The 16,102-nt window shown below is 72.9% G+C and carries 9 protein-coding genes and 1 pseudogene; 8 read left to right on the forward strand and 2 right to left on the reverse strand.

Annotated elements, in window-relative coordinates:
* The first annotated feature begins 59 nt into the window (after positions 1-59).
* Positions 60-2,357, forward strand: a complete 2,298-nt coding sequence (locus tag OG624_RS06055; protein ID WP_371639190.1) for a HelD family protein — start codon at positions 60-62, stop codon at positions 2,355-2,357.
* Here OG624_RS06055 and OG624_RS06060 read toward each other — a convergent pair.
* Positions 2,347-3,840 (reverse strand): FUSC family protein, encoded by a 1,494-nt coding sequence (locus OG624_RS06060; protein WP_371589771.1) that lies wholly within the window; start codon positions 3,838-3,840, stop codon positions 2,347-2,349. The two genes, OG624_RS06055 and OG624_RS06060, sit on opposite strands and share 11 nt — an antisense overlap.
* A gap of 381 nt (positions 3,841-4,221) precedes the next feature.
* On the opposite strand from OG624_RS06060, the gene OG624_RS06065 reads away from it, so the two are divergent.
* The 5 genes and pseudogenes from OG624_RS06065 (at position 4,222) to OG624_RS06085 (ending at position 10,401) form a co-directional block, all read left to right on the forward strand.
* Positions 4,222-4,692 carry a MarR family winged helix-turn-helix transcriptional regulator gene (locus tag OG624_RS06065; protein WP_033214177.1) on the forward strand — a complete coding sequence of 157 codons (471 nt, stop codon included), beginning with the start codon at positions 4,222-4,224 and terminating at the stop codon, positions 4,690-4,692.
* Positions 4,693-4,852: 160 nt separating this feature from the next.
* On the forward strand, positions 4,853-7,921 hold the full coding sequence (locus OG624_RS06070; protein ID WP_063733860.1) for an AfsR/SARP family transcriptional regulator: 3,069 nt from the start codon (positions 4,853-4,855) through the stop codon (positions 7,919-7,921).
* A gap of 208 nt (positions 7,922-8,129) precedes the next feature.
* Entirely contained in the window at positions 8,130-8,348 is a 219-nt protein-coding gene (locus OG624_RS06075) for a ferredoxin (RefSeq protein WP_033214178.1), read from the forward strand.
* Positions 8,345-9,190 (forward strand): annotated as a pseudogene (locus OG624_RS06080) (NAD(P)/FAD-dependent oxidoreductase); the annotation flags it as partial. The gene OG624_RS06075 and the pseudogene OG624_RS06080, both read left to right, overlap by 4 nt.
* Positions 9,127-10,401: a cytochrome P450 gene (locus tag OG624_RS06085; protein WP_371639191.1), complete on the forward strand. Its 1,275-nt coding sequence runs from the start codon at positions 9,127-9,129 to the stop codon at positions 10,399-10,401. The pseudogene OG624_RS06080 and the gene OG624_RS06085, both read left to right, overlap by 64 nt.
* A gap of 25 nt (positions 10,402-10,426) precedes the next feature.
* Here OG624_RS06085 and OG624_RS06090 read toward each other — a convergent pair whose 3' ends face one another.
* A complete protein-coding gene (locus OG624_RS06090) occupies positions 10,427-10,648 on the reverse strand; it encodes a hypothetical protein (RefSeq protein WP_033214179.1) in 222 nt (73 codons plus the stop codon).
* Between the two features lie 200 nt (positions 10,649-10,848).
* Between OG624_RS06090 and OG624_RS06095 the strand changes: the two genes are divergently transcribed.
* Entirely contained in the window at positions 10,849-12,717 is a 1,869-nt protein-coding gene (locus OG624_RS06095; RefSeq protein ID WP_371587324.1) for an AfsR/SARP family transcriptional regulator, read from the forward strand.
* Positions 12,718-12,808: 91 nt separating this feature from the next.
* Positions 12,809-16,078 (forward strand): non-ribosomal peptide synthetase, encoded by a 3,270-nt coding sequence (locus tag OG624_RS06100; RefSeq protein WP_371639192.1) that lies wholly within the window; start codon positions 12,809-12,811, stop codon positions 16,076-16,078.
* Positions 16,079-16,102: the final 24 nt, after the last annotated feature.

Consider the following 16,102-nt stretch of genomic DNA (forward strand, 5'->3'; position numbering starts at 1 on the left):
CGTCTTGAACGAAATCGTGGTGAAGCTTACGAGGACACTGTATCGCGGCAGGAGTGCAATTGTCAACCGAGGAATTCCGGAAAGAGCAGCAATTCGTCACCGACCTCTATCGGCGCCTCGACGGTCTGCGTGACCAGGCCGAACACGCGGTCGAAGGCGCGCTGCGCGATGTCGGAACCGGCTTTCAGGCGCGGCTGGAGCGGGACGTCCTCGTCGCCGAGCAGTCCGGTCTGCTTTCCGCCCTGAATGCGGGCGAGAACGGCCTCTGTTTCGGCCGTCTGGAGTTCTCCGACGGCCGGGACCACCACATCGGCCGGCTCGGAATCCGGGCCGACGACGCGGAACGCACCCCCCTGGTCCTGGACTGGCGCGCGGACGTGGCCCGCCCCTTCTACCTCGCCACCGGTCACACCCCCATGGGGCTGCGCCGCCGCCGGCACATCAGCAGCCGGGGGCGCGTGGTCACCGCCCTGCACGACGAGATCCTCGACCTGACCGACGCGGAGCGCACCGGACACGAGGGCGCCGACGCGGACGCCGTGCTGCTCGCCGCGCTCGACGCCGCCCGGACCGGCCGGATGCACGACATCGTGCGCACCATCCAGGCCGAGCAGGACCGGATCATCCGCTCCACGCACCGCGGGGTGCTGGTCGTCGAGGGCGGTCCCGGCACCGGCAAGACCGCGGTCGCGCTGCACCGCGCCGCCTACCTGCTGTACGCCCACCGGGAGCTGCTCGCCAAGCGCGGTGTGCTGATCGTCGGACCGGGTCCGGCCTTCCTCGGCTACATCGGCGGGGTGCTCCCGGCCCTCGGCGAGACGGGCGTGCTGCTGGCCACCCCGGGCGAGCTCTTCCCGGGTGTGCACGCCACCGCCGCCGACCGTCCGGGGGCCGCCGAGGTGAAGGGGCGCGCCGCGATGGCGGAGGTCCTCGCCCGGGTGGTGGCCGACCGACAGTGCCTGCCGGAGACCCTGCCGGCGGACACCGGCGAGGAGTACGACACCGTCCCCGAACCGGCGCTGGAGATCGACCACGAGGAGTACGGGACGCTGCTGCTGGACCGCACCATGGCGTACGAGGCGCGGGACCGGGCCCGGGCCACCGGGCTGCCGCACAACCAGGCCCGTCCCTCCTTCGCCTTCCCGATCATCGACGCGCTCACCGCGCAGCTCGCCGACCGGTTGGGCGCCGATCCGTACGGCGGTCCGAACCTGCTCGGCTCGGACGACATCGCCCAGCTCGGCAAGGAGATCGCGACGAGCGCCGCCGTGCACGCGGCGATCGACTCGCTGTGGCCCTCCCTCACCCCCCAGCGGCTGATCTCCGACTTCCTCGCCGACCCGACGCACCTGCCCGCGCACGAGGCCGACCTGATCCGGCGCGCGCCCACGGCCCGGCCCGACTGGACCCCGGCGGACGTGCCGCTCCTGGACGAGGCGGCCGAGCTGCTCGGCGAGGACGACAGTGCCCGGCGGGCCGCCGAGGAACGGGACCGGCAGCGGCGCGTCGCCTACGCGCAGGGGGTGCTGGACCTGTCGGAGGGCTCGCAGTCGTACGAGTTCGAGGACGAGGAGAACGAGTTCCTCGCGGCCCACGACATCATCGACGCGGAGCGGATGGCCGAGCGTCACGAGGAGGCCGACCACCGCAGTACCGCCGAGCGGGCCGCGGCCGACCGTACCTGGGCCTTCGGGCACGTCATCGTGGACGAGGCGCAGGAGCTGTCGGCGATGGCGTGGCGGCTGCTGATGCGGCGCTGCCCGACCCGGTCGATGACGCTGGTCGGCGACCCGGCGCAGACGGCCGACGAGGCGGGGTGCGGCTCGTGGGAGCGGATCCTGTCGCCGTACGTGGGCGAGCGCTGGGAGCTGGTCCGGCTCGCGGTCAACTACCGCACGCCGGCCGAGATCATGGAGGTGGCGGCGGCCGTGCTGCGGACCCGCGATCCCGGCTTCGAGCCGCCGCGGTCCGTACGGGCCACCGGGGTGCGGCCGTGGGCGCACGCGACCGGTGACCTGGCGGCGGCGACCGGGGAGGCGGTGGCGCGGGAGCTGCCGGCCGAGGGGCGGCTCGCGGTGATCGCGCCGCGGGCCCGGCACGCGGCGCTGGCCGCCGTACTGCCGGGGGTACGGGAGGGCGTCGAGCCGGATCTGACCGGCGAGGTGGTCCTGCTGGACCCGCGCCAGGCCAAGGGGCTGGAGTTCGACACGGTGATCGTGGTGGAGCCGGCCGAGCTGCGGCCGAGCGATCTGTACGTGGCGCTGACGCGGGCCACCCAGACCCTCGGGGTGGTGCACACCGCCGGCCGGCTGCCGGCGGGGCTGGCGGACACCCCGGAGGGGCTGCTCAGGCGCTGATGACGAGCGGCGCCCGGGGGTCGGTGCGCAGCGGGGTCGCCAGTGCCACGAGGGTGTGTTCCAGGCCGTGGAGGTGGGCGAGCGCCGGTTCCGCGGCGGCGGGCCGGGGCTGCGGCACGGTGGCGGGCCCGGGCGTGCCGTGCGGGGCGGTCAGGGCTTCCACCGCGGCCTCGACGCGCCAGCACGCGGCGGCGAGCCGGGCGTCGTGCGAGGCCTGCGGATCGGCGGCGACGACGACCAGCCCGCGTACGTCCCGGGCGCAGTCGTCGAGCAGCGCGAGCACCTGCCGGGCGCGGGCCTTGCGGGCGCGCAGCGGGCTCAGTGGGTGGACGAGCGGTGCGAGGGCCATCCGGACCCGGCCCAGCAGCAGCTCCAGTTCGGCGGCGTGCGGGGCGGGGTCGGCGTCCGGGTCTCCCGCGAGACGGTCCAGGGCGGCCGCGGTGGCGGCGCGTACGCAGTGCAGGGCGCGCTGGATCCAGGCGTCGTTGGCGGCGTGGGTGGTGACCGGGAGGATGATCACGACGGCGAGGGCGGCGCCGAGCGCGCCGATGGCGGTCTCCTGGAAGCGCAGGAGCAGCAGTCCGGGGTGCAGGACGCCGAGGAGGCCGTAGAGCAGCCCGGCCATGACGGTGACGAAGAACATCATCCAGGAGTACGAGGGCGCGGCCGTGTAGAAGATGCCGAAGACGCATACGGCGACCAGTGCGGCGGTGGGGGCCGGCGCGCCGTGCAGGGGTACGGCGATCAGCAGGCCGGCGGCGATGCCGATGACGGTGCCGAGGACGCGGCGGAAGCCCCGTACGAGGGTCTCGCCGCGGGAGGTGGTGTTCACGAAGATCCACCAGGCGGTGCCGACGGCCCAGTACCAGCGGTCGTCGGAGAGCGCCTGGCCGATGCCGAGCGCGAAGGCACAGGCGGCGGTGGCCTGGAAGGCCTGTCGGGTGGTCGGGCGCGCGAGCCCGGTCCCGGGCAGGCCGGGCGGGGCCGCAGGGGGCGGGGTGCGCCGCTCGATGGGCCAGAGCAGGAAACGCACGGTCCCGGCGGCGAGGAGCGCCAGGCCGACGGCGGCGTAGAGCTCGGGCAGCTGCCCGGGCCGGGCGTGCAGGAACTGCGTGACGAAGAACATCATGAAGCCGAAGATCCCGAGGGCGTGTCCGCGGGGGCCGAAGCGGCGGGCGTAGACCCCGGCGAACACGACGGCGAGGAAGGTGGCGTCCCGGGCGAGCGGCACCCCGTGCAGGGTGGTCGCGAGGGTCAGGACGGGGAATCCGGCGACGGGCAGCAGGGCGGTGGTCAGGCGCTGGGCGCGGACGTCTGCGTCGAGCACGGTGAAGAGGGCGAGCAGGGCCGCCAGTCCGCCGGTGATGGAGGCGGTCAGGGAGAGACCGCACACTTCGGCGAGGGCCACGGCGGCGGCGACGCCGATCACGGCGCGGGCCGAGTTCCGCAGTCTCATACGCCCCGGATCCGGAGCCACGAACATCCTCTTCACGGCGGTGTGCCGCCCCCCTTGCAGTGCTGCGCGCCGGCCCGGCGCCGCCCGGGGTGGTGGGCGGCGGACGGGCACGGCGAAGGCGCCGCGCTCCGGAACCGGCCTCGTTGCCGTCCGGCGCTGCGCGGCGCCGTAAGTACATGGATACGACACAGATAAGCATCCGGAGGCCCACTGGCTCAAACGGACCCTCCAGGGCTGGGCCATTGGTACACCGCGGGAGCCGGGATGTCGGCCATGAGCCTGCCATCGGACCACTGTCGGCGGGGGCCGCTCACCGGCCGGGTCACGCCGCCGTGGCCGACTCTCGTCCACGTGACCACGCGCTGTTATCGTGCAGCGACCCGCGGGGCGTACGGAAGGGGACCGACGTTGACGCGTACGGCGGAGTTCGGGGCGGCCGAGGCGTTCAGCCGGGCCGCCGTGGCGGTCTTCCGACTGAACGGACGGTTCACCGCGGCCCTCGACCGGCTCGCGGTCGCCTCGGGGCTCAGTGCCGCGCGCTGGCAGATACTCACCACGGTCACCGAGGAGTCACTGTCCGTGTCCGCCGTGGCCCGGCGGGTGGGGACCAGCCGGCAGAGCGTGCAGCGCATAGCGGATCTTCTGGTGCGGCAGGGTCTCGCGGTCTATCTGGACAATCCGGCCCACCGGCGGGCCAAGCTGCTCACCGCCACCGAGCAGGGCGTGGCCGCGAAGCGGGAGATCGACTCCTGTCTGGCCGAGCTGGCCCGGCAGTTGTGCGAGGGCCTCGGGGGCGAGGGCGAGGCATACCGCACGGCCGAGGTGCTGCGGGGCCTGTCCGGCGCGTTGTCGTCCATCGGATCCGACGACTCTGCGTGAGGCCCGCGCACGTGTCCGCCGCTATACGGACAAGCCGGCCTGAAAGAGCCCATGTTTTTCCAAAGAGTTGACTGCACCGAGGAACGCTCTTTGCGGTACCGTTCGCGCCTGACGCGGGGTTTCAAGGCCGGGGGACCTTTTGAATCGGTTTGTCTTCAGAGTGCTGGGACCGCTGCTCGTCCAGACCGATGACGGTCCGCTGCGCATCCATGGCCGACGCCAGGCCACGGTCCTCGCGATGCTGGTCCTCTACGCCGACCGAATCGTTTCGGTGGACACCCTCGTGGACGCCGTCTGGCCGGAATCTCCGCCGGCGACGGCCCGCAACCAGATCGCCATCTGCGTGGCCACCCTCCGCAAGACCTTCAAGCAGGCCGGGGTGACCGATCTGCTGATCACCTCTCCCCCGGGCTACCTGCTGGCCAAGGGCGAGCACCGGATCGACGTCCAGGAGTTCCTGGAGCGGGCCGAGCAGGGCCGGGACGCCGCCCGGCACGGACGGACCGAAGAGGCGTGCACGCAGTTCGAGGAGGCGCTCAGCATCTGGCGGGGCTCCGCGCTCGACGAGCCGTCCGGCTCCCGGCTGGAGGCGGAGACCACCAGGCTGGAGCAGATGCGGCTCGCGCTGATGGAGGAACGCGCCGGGCTGATGCTCCAGCTGGGCCGGCACCGCGCGCTCACCGGGGAACTCACCGAGCTGGTGGCCCGGCACCCCCTGCGCGAGCAGTGCCGCGAACACCTCATGCTGGCGCTGTACCGCTCCGGGCAGCGGGCCGAGGCCCTGGAGGTGTTCCTGCACGGCCGCCGGTTACTCACCGAGCAGCTCGGGATCGAACCGGGTCCCGGACTGCGTCAGTTGCACGAACTGATCCTGCGCGACTCCCCCGAACTGACCCGGCCCCCCGCCACGGCGGCGCCCGCGCCGGCGGCCCTGAGTACCATCCCGGCCCAACTGCCCGCCGACGTCATGGCGTTCACCGGCCGGCAGCGGGAGATGACCTCGCTGGACCGGCTCCTGAAGGAGCCCTACAACCCCCACACCCCGGCGCTCGCGACCATCGTCGGCGTGGGCGGCGTGGGCAAGACCGCCCTCGCGGTGCACTGGGCGAGCCAGGTCGCCGACCAGTTCCCGGACGGCCAGCTCTTCGCCGATCTACGCGGCTACGACGAGGAGCACGCGCCGGTGTCCCCCGCCGCCGTGCTCGACCGGTTCCTGCGCGCCCTCGGGATCGGCGCGCCCCAGATACCGGCGGATCCCGACGAGCGGGCCTCGCTGTTCCGGAGCCTGCTCAGCACCCGCAAGACACTGATCGTCCTGGACAACGTACGGTCCTTCGACCAGCTCAGACCCCTGCTCCCGGGTGGCGGGCGCAGCGTGGTGCTGGCCACCAGCCGGGAGAGCCTGGGCGACCTGACCGGGGACTACACCGCGCTGACCCTGCGGCTGCGGATGCTGGAGCCGACCGAGGCGACGGCACTGCTCATCAAACTGGCCGGGGCCGACCGGTTCGGCAGCGACCCGGTGGCGGTGGAGCAGCTCGGCGCGCTGTGCGACTGCCTCCCGCTCGCGCTGCGGATCGCCGGGGCGCGGCTGGCGGCCAAACCCGGTCTGAGCGTACGGAGCCTGGTGGCTCGGCTGCGCGACCACCGGTCCCGGCTCGACGTGCTGAGCCCGGGCGAGGGCGGGGTGCGGGCCGGCTTCCGGCTCACCTACCGGGACCTGACCCCCGAGGCGGCCCGGATGTACCGCAGGCTCGGGCTGCTGCGCACCGCGGACTTCGCCGCCTGGGCGGGGGCGGCCGTACTGGACACCGACGTGTGGCACGCGGAAGAACTGATCGACCACCTGGTCGACGCGCAGCTGCTGGAGGTGGCCGACGCCGAGCCGGGGCGGGCCACCCGCTACCGGTTCCAGGACCTCCTGCGGTTGTTCGCCCGTGAGCGGGCGGAGTCGGACGAGCCGGAGGGGGAGACCGACGCCGCGCTGGAGCGGGCCTTCGCGTCCTGGCTCTGGCTGGCGGAGGAGGCGCACCGGCGGATCGACGGCCGGGAATTCCCGGTGGGCCGGACGCCCGCCCCGGCTCCGCGCTTCCTGCCGGAGCTGGCCGACGAGCTGCTGGCCACGCCGATGGACTGGTTCGAGTCGGAGCGCACGGCCGTCACGGACCTGGTGGCGCACGCGGCGGAGACGGGCCGGGCCCGGTACGCGTGGACGCTGACCGAGAGCGCGGTGCCGCACTTCGAGACGAAGAACTACCTGGAGGACTGGCAGCGCTGCGCCGAGCAGGCGCTGGCCACGGCCCGGCGTACCGGCGACGAGCCGGGCGAGGCGACGATGCTGCGGCTGCTGGGGTCGTTGGCGATCTACCAGCGGCGTTACGAGCAGGCCGAGGGCTGGAACATGGCCGCGCTACGGCTGCTGCGCAACGCCGGTGACATGGGCGGTGCGGCGCTGGCCCAGCGGAACCTGGCGATGTGCGCGCGGTTCCAGGGGGACTGGGAGCGGGCCCTGGAGTACTGCGAGGCGGCCCTCAGCGGTTTCCACGCGTCGGGTGACATCGGGAACGAGGCCCACCTGCTCGGCTTCCAGGCGCAGATCGAGCTGGACCGGGGCAACGTGGGCGGCGCGCTGCCGCTCGCCGAGCAGGCGGTGGCGCTGAGCCGGCGTACCGGATCGGTGCGGGCGGAGGCGCAGAGCGTGTACCGGCTGGCCGAGGTGCGGCTGCGCGCGGGAGATCTGGACGAGGCCGCGGAGGCCTTCGGCGCGGTGCTGCGGCTGACCCGGGGCGAGGGCGACCGGGTCGGGGAGGCGCACGCGCTGCGGGGGTTGGGCCAGACGCAGTGGAGCCAGGGCCTGCTGCCGGCGGCGGGACGGACGCTGCAGCAGGCCCTGGAGATCACCGATGAGCTGGCGGACCGATTCCTGTACGCCCGGGTGGAGACCGATCTCGGGTGTGTGGAGGCGATCGGCGGCCGCCCGGCGGAGGCCGCGGAGCGGTTCCGGCGGGCGCGGGCCGCCTTCGGCGAGGTCGGCGCGCAGCCCTGGCGGGCGCAGGCCGACCGGCTGCTGGCCGCGGTCCGGGACACGGCGGTACCGGCCGGATCGGCGGGATCGGCGGGCGGTCCGGGCGGTCCGGGCGGTGGGGGCGCCGGTGAACTGCCGCATCGTTCCTTCACGGCGGCGGAACTGACCTTGCTGCTGACGCACCCGGAGAACGACAAGGCGTAGCGGGTGTCGGTGCGGGCGGGACACCCCGCGGGTTTGCGATCGTCGGCGGGCGGGACGAGTATTTTTCCAGGACGTGATGACCGGAGCGGGCCTCGATGCCGACGCGTCGATGGACGAGGCGCCCTTCCAGCGGTGAAACCGCCACGCAGCCGCATGACCGCTCCACCGGTCGTCGTCGTGGGGGAGGCAGCGCGGAAGGAGTCTCCCCATGCGGATCGTCGTGGACCTGAATCGATGCCAGGGATACGCGCAATGCGTGTATCTGGCCCACGAGGTCTTCAGGTTGAGTGGCCAGGAGGCACTCACCTACGAGCCGAACCCTGATGACGATCGGCGCCTCCAGGTGGAACGAGCCGCCGTGGCGTGCCCGGTCCAGGCGATCGTGATCGACCGCCTGGCGGGCGCGGAGCGGGGCGGGACCTCATGACCTTGCCGGCGACGGTGGCGGAGTTGGTGCGTGAGTTCAGGACCAACGGCCGGATCGTCATCGTCGGTGCCTCCTTGGCCGGGCTGCGGGCCGCGGAAGCCCTGCGTGAGGAGGGCCTCACCGGTTCCTTGACCATCATCGGGGACGAGCCGTACGAGCCCTACGACCGTCCCCCGCTGTCCAAGCAGGTACTCAAGGGCTGGGTGCCGGCCGACCACACCGCGCTGCCCCGCATGCGCGCGGTGGATGCGGACTGGCGGCTCGGGGTGGCTGCCACCGGGCTGGACCGGGCCGCGAAGCAGGTGCGCCTGGCCGACGGCGAGCGGGTCGGGTACGACCGGTTGCTGATCGCCACGGGCACCCGCGCGCGACCGTGGCCGAACCCGGCCGAGGCCGCCCTCCAGGGGGTCCACACGATCCGCTCGCGTGACGACGCCGCACAGCTGCAGAAGGAACTGGCCGAGCCGCCGTCACGGGTCCTGGTGATCGGCGCCGGGTTCATCGGCTCGGAAGTGGCCTCCGTCTGCCGCGAGCTCGACATCCCGGTGACCGTCGTCGAACGGGGGTCGGCGCCGCTGAGCGGCGCGCTCGGCGGGGTGATCGGGGAGATCGCCGCACGGATGCAGCGCGACCACGGCGTGGACCTGCGCTGCGGGCTGGGCGTGTCGTCGCTGGAGGGCGACGTAGGCGGACACGTGCGGCGTGCCCGGCTCTCGGACGGGGCCGTCGTCGACGCCGACGTGGTGGTGGCCTCGCTGGGGTCGATCCGCAACGTGGAATGGCTGGAGGGGGCCGGGCTGGCGGCCGGTTTCTGGGGCGTCGGGTGCGACGCCGGCGGCCGGCAGATCCGTACCCCTTCTACGAAGAACTGCGCAAGACACCGGTGGCGCGTCAGCCGGACGGAACCTACGTCGTCAGCACCTACCGGGAGATCGTCACGCTGCTGCACGACCCCCGGGTCAGTTCGGATCCACGCAAGGGTCCCACCGCCCCGGCCCCGGCCCCGGAGGAGGGCTCAAGCGAGGGATCGGCGCAGCCGGAGGCCGAGCCCAGCATCATCACCTGCGATCCACCCGAGCACGACCGGGATCGCCGGATGATGACGCCGCACTTCGTCGGCCCGCCCGATGCACCCGGCCTGATCTCGGACCTGGAGCCCGAGATCCGCCGCCTCGTCGACGGCCTCCTGGACCGCATGCGGGGCAAGACCCGGATCGATGCCGTCGACGAGTTCGCCTATCCCCTACCGGTGACGGTGATCTGCAAGGTTCTGGGCGTGCCGCTGGAGGACGAGCCACGCTTCCACCGCTGGATCGAAACCGCCCTGGACGCCTGGGAGTACGGCCCAGAGACCGCGTCCGAGGAGTTCCGGGCGCGGCTGGCCGGGGGCAATCAGGCCGTGCAGGAGTTCGGCCGGTTCACGGCCGAGTTGTACGACCGGTACGCCCGGCAGCCCGGCCCGGGCATGCTCTCGGCGATGGTGAACGAGGACGGCCCGGAGGGACGGATGCCCAAGGGCCTGCTCACGAGCAACGCCCTGCTCCTGATCTTCGCGGGGCATGAGACGACGGTCAATCTCATCGCCCACAGCGTGCTCACCCTGCTGCGGCACCCCGACGCGCTCGAGAAGCTGCGCCGCCGGCCCGAGCTGATCGTGTCCGGGGTGGAGGAGTTGCTGCGCTTCGAGTCGCCGGTGCAGTTCTGGCCCACCCGCTCGGCGGTGGAGGACATCGACATCGCCGGCACCACCATCCCGAAGGGGGCCCCGATCTTCCTGGCGTACGGCTCGGCGAACCGTGACCCGCGGCAGTTCACCGACCCCGACGAGCTCGACCTCGAGCGCCGTGACAACCAGCACCTTGGATTCGGCCAGGGCATCCACTTCTGCTTCGGCGCTCCGCTCGCGCGGCTCGAAGTGCAGAACGCGGTCGGCGAGTTCGTCCGCCGGGTGGAGAACCCCCGGCTCGTCGAGGACCCGCCGCCGTACCGGCGCAACCAGATCTTCCGCGGACCGCGGCACGTCCTGGTCGACATCGACGGCATCCGCGACTGACCCCGCGGGAACGGGCGGGGGCGGGTCAGCCCCAGGGCATGTCGCCGTGCTTGCCGGCGGAGCCGTGGCGCGGGGGGTCCACCGGCTTGACGACGCCCCAGGGCATGTCGCCGTCCGCCTGCGTGGTGGTGTGCGTGTCCGCCAGGACGGTCGACGCTGCCCCCGTGCCGACGAACATCCCCGCAAGAACGACCAGGCAGGCCGCCGCCGTGGTGTTCGCCGTCTTCGCCGTCCGCGTGCTGCGCATCTGGGAATCCCCTCTCGGTGGAGCATCACTGCCGCTCGCTGCGGCATGAATGGAACAGTAGGGACGCCTCCTTTTCCTTCTGTGTTCCATCGATTTCGTGACCCGGACCGCCCTCGAAATCGACACGATATCGAGGAGACAACGCACTCCACTAGCTTCGTTCAGAGATTCTTCTCCATGAATCACGGATGGGGCGGTACATGGAATTCCGAGTGCTCGGACCGGTCGAGGTACGGCGGGACGGCCGCCGGGTCGCGTTGTCCGGGGCGAAGCTGCACACCGTGCTCGCGGCGCTCCTCGTGGCCCGTGAAGAGGTGATCTCCGACGAACGGCTGTGCCGGCTGCTGTGGGGCTGGGCTCCACCGGCCACCGTCAGCGCACAGCTCTACACCTATGTTTCCCGCTTGCGCAAGATTCTCGGCGACGATGTTCTGATCGATCGTAGACCGCCCGGATATGCCATGAGCATCGGTAATGCGACGCTCGACCTGAACGAATTCGAGAAGCTGGCGCTCGGCGGCCGCGAGGCGCTGCTCGCCGAGGACTTCGAAAAGGCAGGTGAGCTGCTGCGCGGCGCCCTGGCCCGGTGGAACGGGACGCCCTTCGCCAACGCCACCGAATACCTGGCCGACGCCGAGGCGCCGCGGCTCACCGAGGCCCGGGCCGTCACGCTGGAGCACCGCATCGCGGCGGATCTCGCGCTGGGCCGGCACGAGCAGATCACCGGTGAGCTGACCGGTCTGGTCGCCGAGTTCCCGTTGCGCGAGCGCATCCGGTGCCAACTGATGACCGCGCTGTGCCGGTCGGGGCGGCAGGCGGACGCCATCCACCTCTACCACCACGGTCGCGCGGTGCTCTCCGACGAGCTGGGGGTGAACCCGGGCGAGGAACTCCAGGCCACCTATCGGGCGCTGCTGGAGGGCACGCTGGACCGCCGTCCGATCACCGCGGCCGTGCCGGCCGGTCCCCGCCGGGTCGCTGCCGACCGCGCGGACGGCGCCCCGGCCATGCTGCCGCCCGACACCGTCGACTTCACCGGCCGGGAGCCCGAACTGGAGCTACTGTGCCGTGCCCTGGCCCCCGACGCGCAGAGCACCGGGCGGCCCCGCCGGGTCCTGGTGACCGGGATGGCCGGGCTCGGCAAGACCGCCCTGGCCGTCCACGCGGCCCACCGCTGCCGACGCCACTTCCCCGACGGGCAGTTGTACGCCGACCTGCGGGCGCCCGACGGCACGCCCCGGCACCCCACCCGGGTGCTGCGCGGGCTGCTGCGCGCGCTGGGCCCGATGGACGACGTACCGGCCGCCGAGGACCAGGACCAGCTGGTCCGGCTCTACCGGGAGCGGACCCGGGGCAAGCAGCTGCTGATCGTGCTGGACAACGCGTCCGGGGCCGCCCAGTTGGGTCCGCTGCTGCCCAACACCCCGGAGCCCGCGGTCCTGGTCACCGGGCGGACGGCCCTGCCCACCGTGGCCGGGGCGCACACCGTGGCCCTCGCCCCCCTGGCACCCCGGGACTCGCTGGAGCTGCTCTCGGCGGCGGCCGGTCCCGCCCGGGTGGCCTCGGCACCCGGTGCGGCGTCCTCGATCGTCGAGCACTGCGCCGGTCTGCCGCTGGCCCTGCGGATCGTCGGGACCCGGATCGCCGCCCGGCCGCACTCCACCCCGGACCGGCTGGCCGGCCGGTTGGCGGATCCCGTGACCCGGCTGCGGGAGCTGCACTCGGGCGATCTGGACGTGCACAGCTCGCTGCTGCCGTCCTGGCGGGCGCTGGACCCGGAGGTGCGTTCCGTGTTCCCGGCGCTGGCCGCGCTGGGTCCGCAGCCGTTCCCGGCCGCGGACGCGGCGGTGTCGCTGGGTCTGCCGGAGGTCGAGGCGGAGCGGCTGCTGGAGGCGCTGGCCGACGCGGCCCTGCTGGAGGTCAGCGGCGCGGACGAGCGGGGCCAGCCCTGCTACCTGTTCCACCCGCTCGTACGGCTCTTCGCGCTCTCCTTGGGCGAGGGGGCCGCGCCCGACCGAGGGACCGCCGCCCGCACGGAACATAACCGGCGGCTAACTCACCGCCCCTAGCCTCGCCCTGCCCCGCAGCAGGGCGCTCCGGCCCGCACCCACCCCGGGCACGCACCAGCCGACGGCCCGTAACACCGAATGGAGTTGGACCATGACCGAGCTCCTGCCCGCTCGCGCGGACAGTGCCGCGTCCTTCCCGATGACCGAGACGCAACAGGCACTGATGATCGGGCGAGGTGAAGCAGTCGAGCTGGGCGGTATCGGCTGCTACGGATACTTCGAGTGGGAGCGTGCGGACCTCGACCCCGAGCGCTTCGCCACCGCCTGGCGCAAGGTGGTCGCCCGCCACGACATGCTCCGCGCGATCGGCCGCACCGACGGCACCCAGTGGGTGCCGGCCGACCCCCTGCCCTTCGACATACCGGTCGTGGACCTCAGCGAGCTGTCCGCCGACGCCTCGCGGGAGCGGCTCGCCGAGCTGCGCGACGAGATGAGCCACGTGGTCTTCCCGGTGGGCAGCTGGCCGCTGTTCGACCTGCGGATCATCCGGCTGGGCGGTCCCGGGAACCTGAGCCGTGTCCACCTCGGCATCGACCTGCAGGTGCTGGACGCCTCCAGCGCCTTCCAGGTGCTCTTCCCCGAGCTCGTCGACCTGTACGAGAACCCGGACGTCGAACTCCCGGAGCCCGGGATCAGCTTCGCCGAGTACGCCCGCTGGCGCGCCGACGCCCTGCCGCACACCGAGGCCTTCCGGGCCGCCCGCGACTACTGGGTGGAGCGGGTCCCCACCCTGCCGCCGGCCCCCTCGCTGCCCACGGGCGGCTCCGCCGACACCGGGCGCGAGGTGCGCTTCGACCGGCGCGAACACCGGCTGTCCCCCACCGAATGGCAGCGCTTCTCGGCGCGGGCGCACGAGGCCGGGCTGACACCGTCGGTCCTGCTCACCGCCGCCTTCGCCGAAGTGGTCCGGTGCTGGGCGGAGGAGTCGGACTTCACCATCAACTACCCGATCTTCCAGCGCCCGGCGGTGCACCCGGACATCACCGGCGTCCTCGGTGACTTCACCAACGCCGTGATGCTCGCCGCCGACGGCTCGGGCGCCACCTTCCTGGACCGCGCGCACGCGCTGCGCGACCAACTCGCCCGCGACGCGGAGCACGGCTCCTTCAACGGCGTCCGGGTGCTGCGCGAGCTGACCCGGCTGCACGGGGTGGGCGCTCAGGCCGGCATGCCGGTGGTGGTGACCAGTCTCCTCGACTACCCGGTGCGCAGGCCCGTCACCGACCTGGGCCGGGAGGTGTACTCGATCTCGCAGACCCCGCAGGTCTCGCTCGACGTACAGCTGCGCGAACTGGCCGGTGAGCTGCGCGTCATCTGGGACTTCGTCGACGGGGCGTTCGCGCCCGGCTTCATCAACGCCGCCTTCGGCGTGTACGTGGACCTGCTGGAGCGGCTCACGCGGGACCCGGAGGCCCTGCGCACCGGGCGCTTCGACCTGATCCCGGCGGCCGAGCGGACGCTGCGCCGCCAGGTCAACGACACCGCCGGGCAGATCCCGTACACCACCTTGCACGAGCTGTTCGCCCGGCAGGCCGAGCGCACGCCCGACGCCGAGGCCGTGGTGGACGCCTCCGGTCGGCGCCTGAGCTACGCCGAACTGGCCGCGTACGCCTGGCGGATCGGGCACACGCTGCGGGAGCACGGGGCGGCTCCGGGCGAGCTGGTCGCCGTGGTGATGGAGAAGGGCTGGGAGCAGTACGCCGCGGTGTACGGGATCCTCGCCTCCGGCGGCGCCTATCTGCCGCTGGACCCGTCCGTGCCGGCGGAGCGGCTGCGCCGGCTGCTCACCGAGGCCAAGGTGGACCGGATCCTCACCCAGTCCTGGCTGGACTCCCGGATCAGCTGGCCGCCCACGGCCCGCCGCTACCGGGTCGACAAGGACTTCGAGTCCGGGAACGCGACGCGGCCCGAGACCGCGCAGACCCCGGCGGACCTCGCGTACACCATCTTCACCTCGGGGTCCACGGGTGAGCCCAAGGGCGTGATGGTCGACCACATCGGCGTGGTCAACCTGATCCGCGATGTCGCGACCCGCTTCGAGGTCGGTGCGCGGGACCGGCTGCTGGCCATCTCCGGGCTGCACTTCGACGCCTCGATCTACGACGTGTTCGGGGTGTTGACGCAGGGCGGGACCGTGGTGCTGCCGCCGCCGTTCGAGCACGCCGAGCCCGATGTGTGGGCGGACCTGGTGCGGGCGGAGCAGGTCACCCTGTGGAACTCCGTGCCCGTCCTGATGGAGTTGCTCGTGGGCGAGGCCGAGGTGCGCGAGCGGCGCGGTGGCGACCGGCCGCTGGAGTCCCTGCGGCTGTCCGTGCTCTCCGGTGACTGGATCCCACTGACGCTGCCGGACCGGCTGCGGGCGCAGAGCCCCCGGATCGAGGTGGTGGGTTCGGGCGGTCCGACCGAGACGATCTGCTGGTCGTTGTTCCAGCCGATCGGCGAGGTCGACCCGTCCTGGACGAGCATCCCGTACGGCAAGCCGATCACCAACCAGCGCTACTACATCGTCGACGCGGCCGCCTACGAGCGCCCGCTCGGGGTGGTCGGCGAGATGGCCGTGGCCAGTGACGTCGGGCTCGCGCTCGGCTACTGGAACGACGCCGAACGCACCGCGAACCGCTTCGTGCACCTCCCGGAGAGCGGCGAACGCGCCTATCTGACCGGTGACCTGGGCCGGTACCTGCCGGACGGCAGCATCGAGATCCTGGGCCGGGACGACTTCCAGGTGAAGATCCAGGGCCACCGGATCGAGCTCGGCGAGATCGAGGCCGTGCTGCGCCAGGACGCCGCGGTCGAGGCGGCCGTGGTGGTGGCCCCGGCCAGCGCCCACGGGGTGCGGCGGCTGCACGCCTTCGTCGTGGCCGGCGAGGACGCGGCCGGGCCGGTGCTGGAACGCCTCGCCGCGCAGCTCCCCGGCTACATGGTGCCGGCCGCGCTCACCGTGCTGCCCGAGCTGCCGCTGACCCGCAACGGGAAGGTGGACCGGCTGCTGCTGGCCTCCTCCGCCGGGCGGCAGCAGTCCGCCGACGAGGCGGCCGTACGGGACTCCGCGGACGGGTCGGGCAGTGCGCTGGAGCTCGTGCTGTGCGCGGCCGTCGCCGACATCCTCGGCCTGGACGGGGTGGCTCCCGGTGACAACTTCTTCAGCCTGGGCGGCGATTCGCTCAGCGGTACCCGGCTGGCCGGTCTGCTCAAGGAACTGCTGGGGGTGCCGGTGCCGGTGAAGACCGTGTTCCAGAACCCGCTGATCCGCGAGCTGGCCGAGAAGATCGCCGCGGACGAGCAGCACGGCGCGGAGGCGGTCGCCGCCGCGGAGGCCTTCGGAGAACTGGAGGCGGACGAGGCCGGCGCGTCGGCCTAGGCCGCGGTTCGACACAGCACGGTC

The sequence above is a fragment of the Streptomyces virginiae genome (assembly GCF_041432505.1).
GTDB classification, from domain to species: domain Bacteria; phylum Actinomycetota; class Actinomycetes; order Streptomycetales; family Streptomycetaceae; genus Streptomyces; species Streptomyces virginiae_A.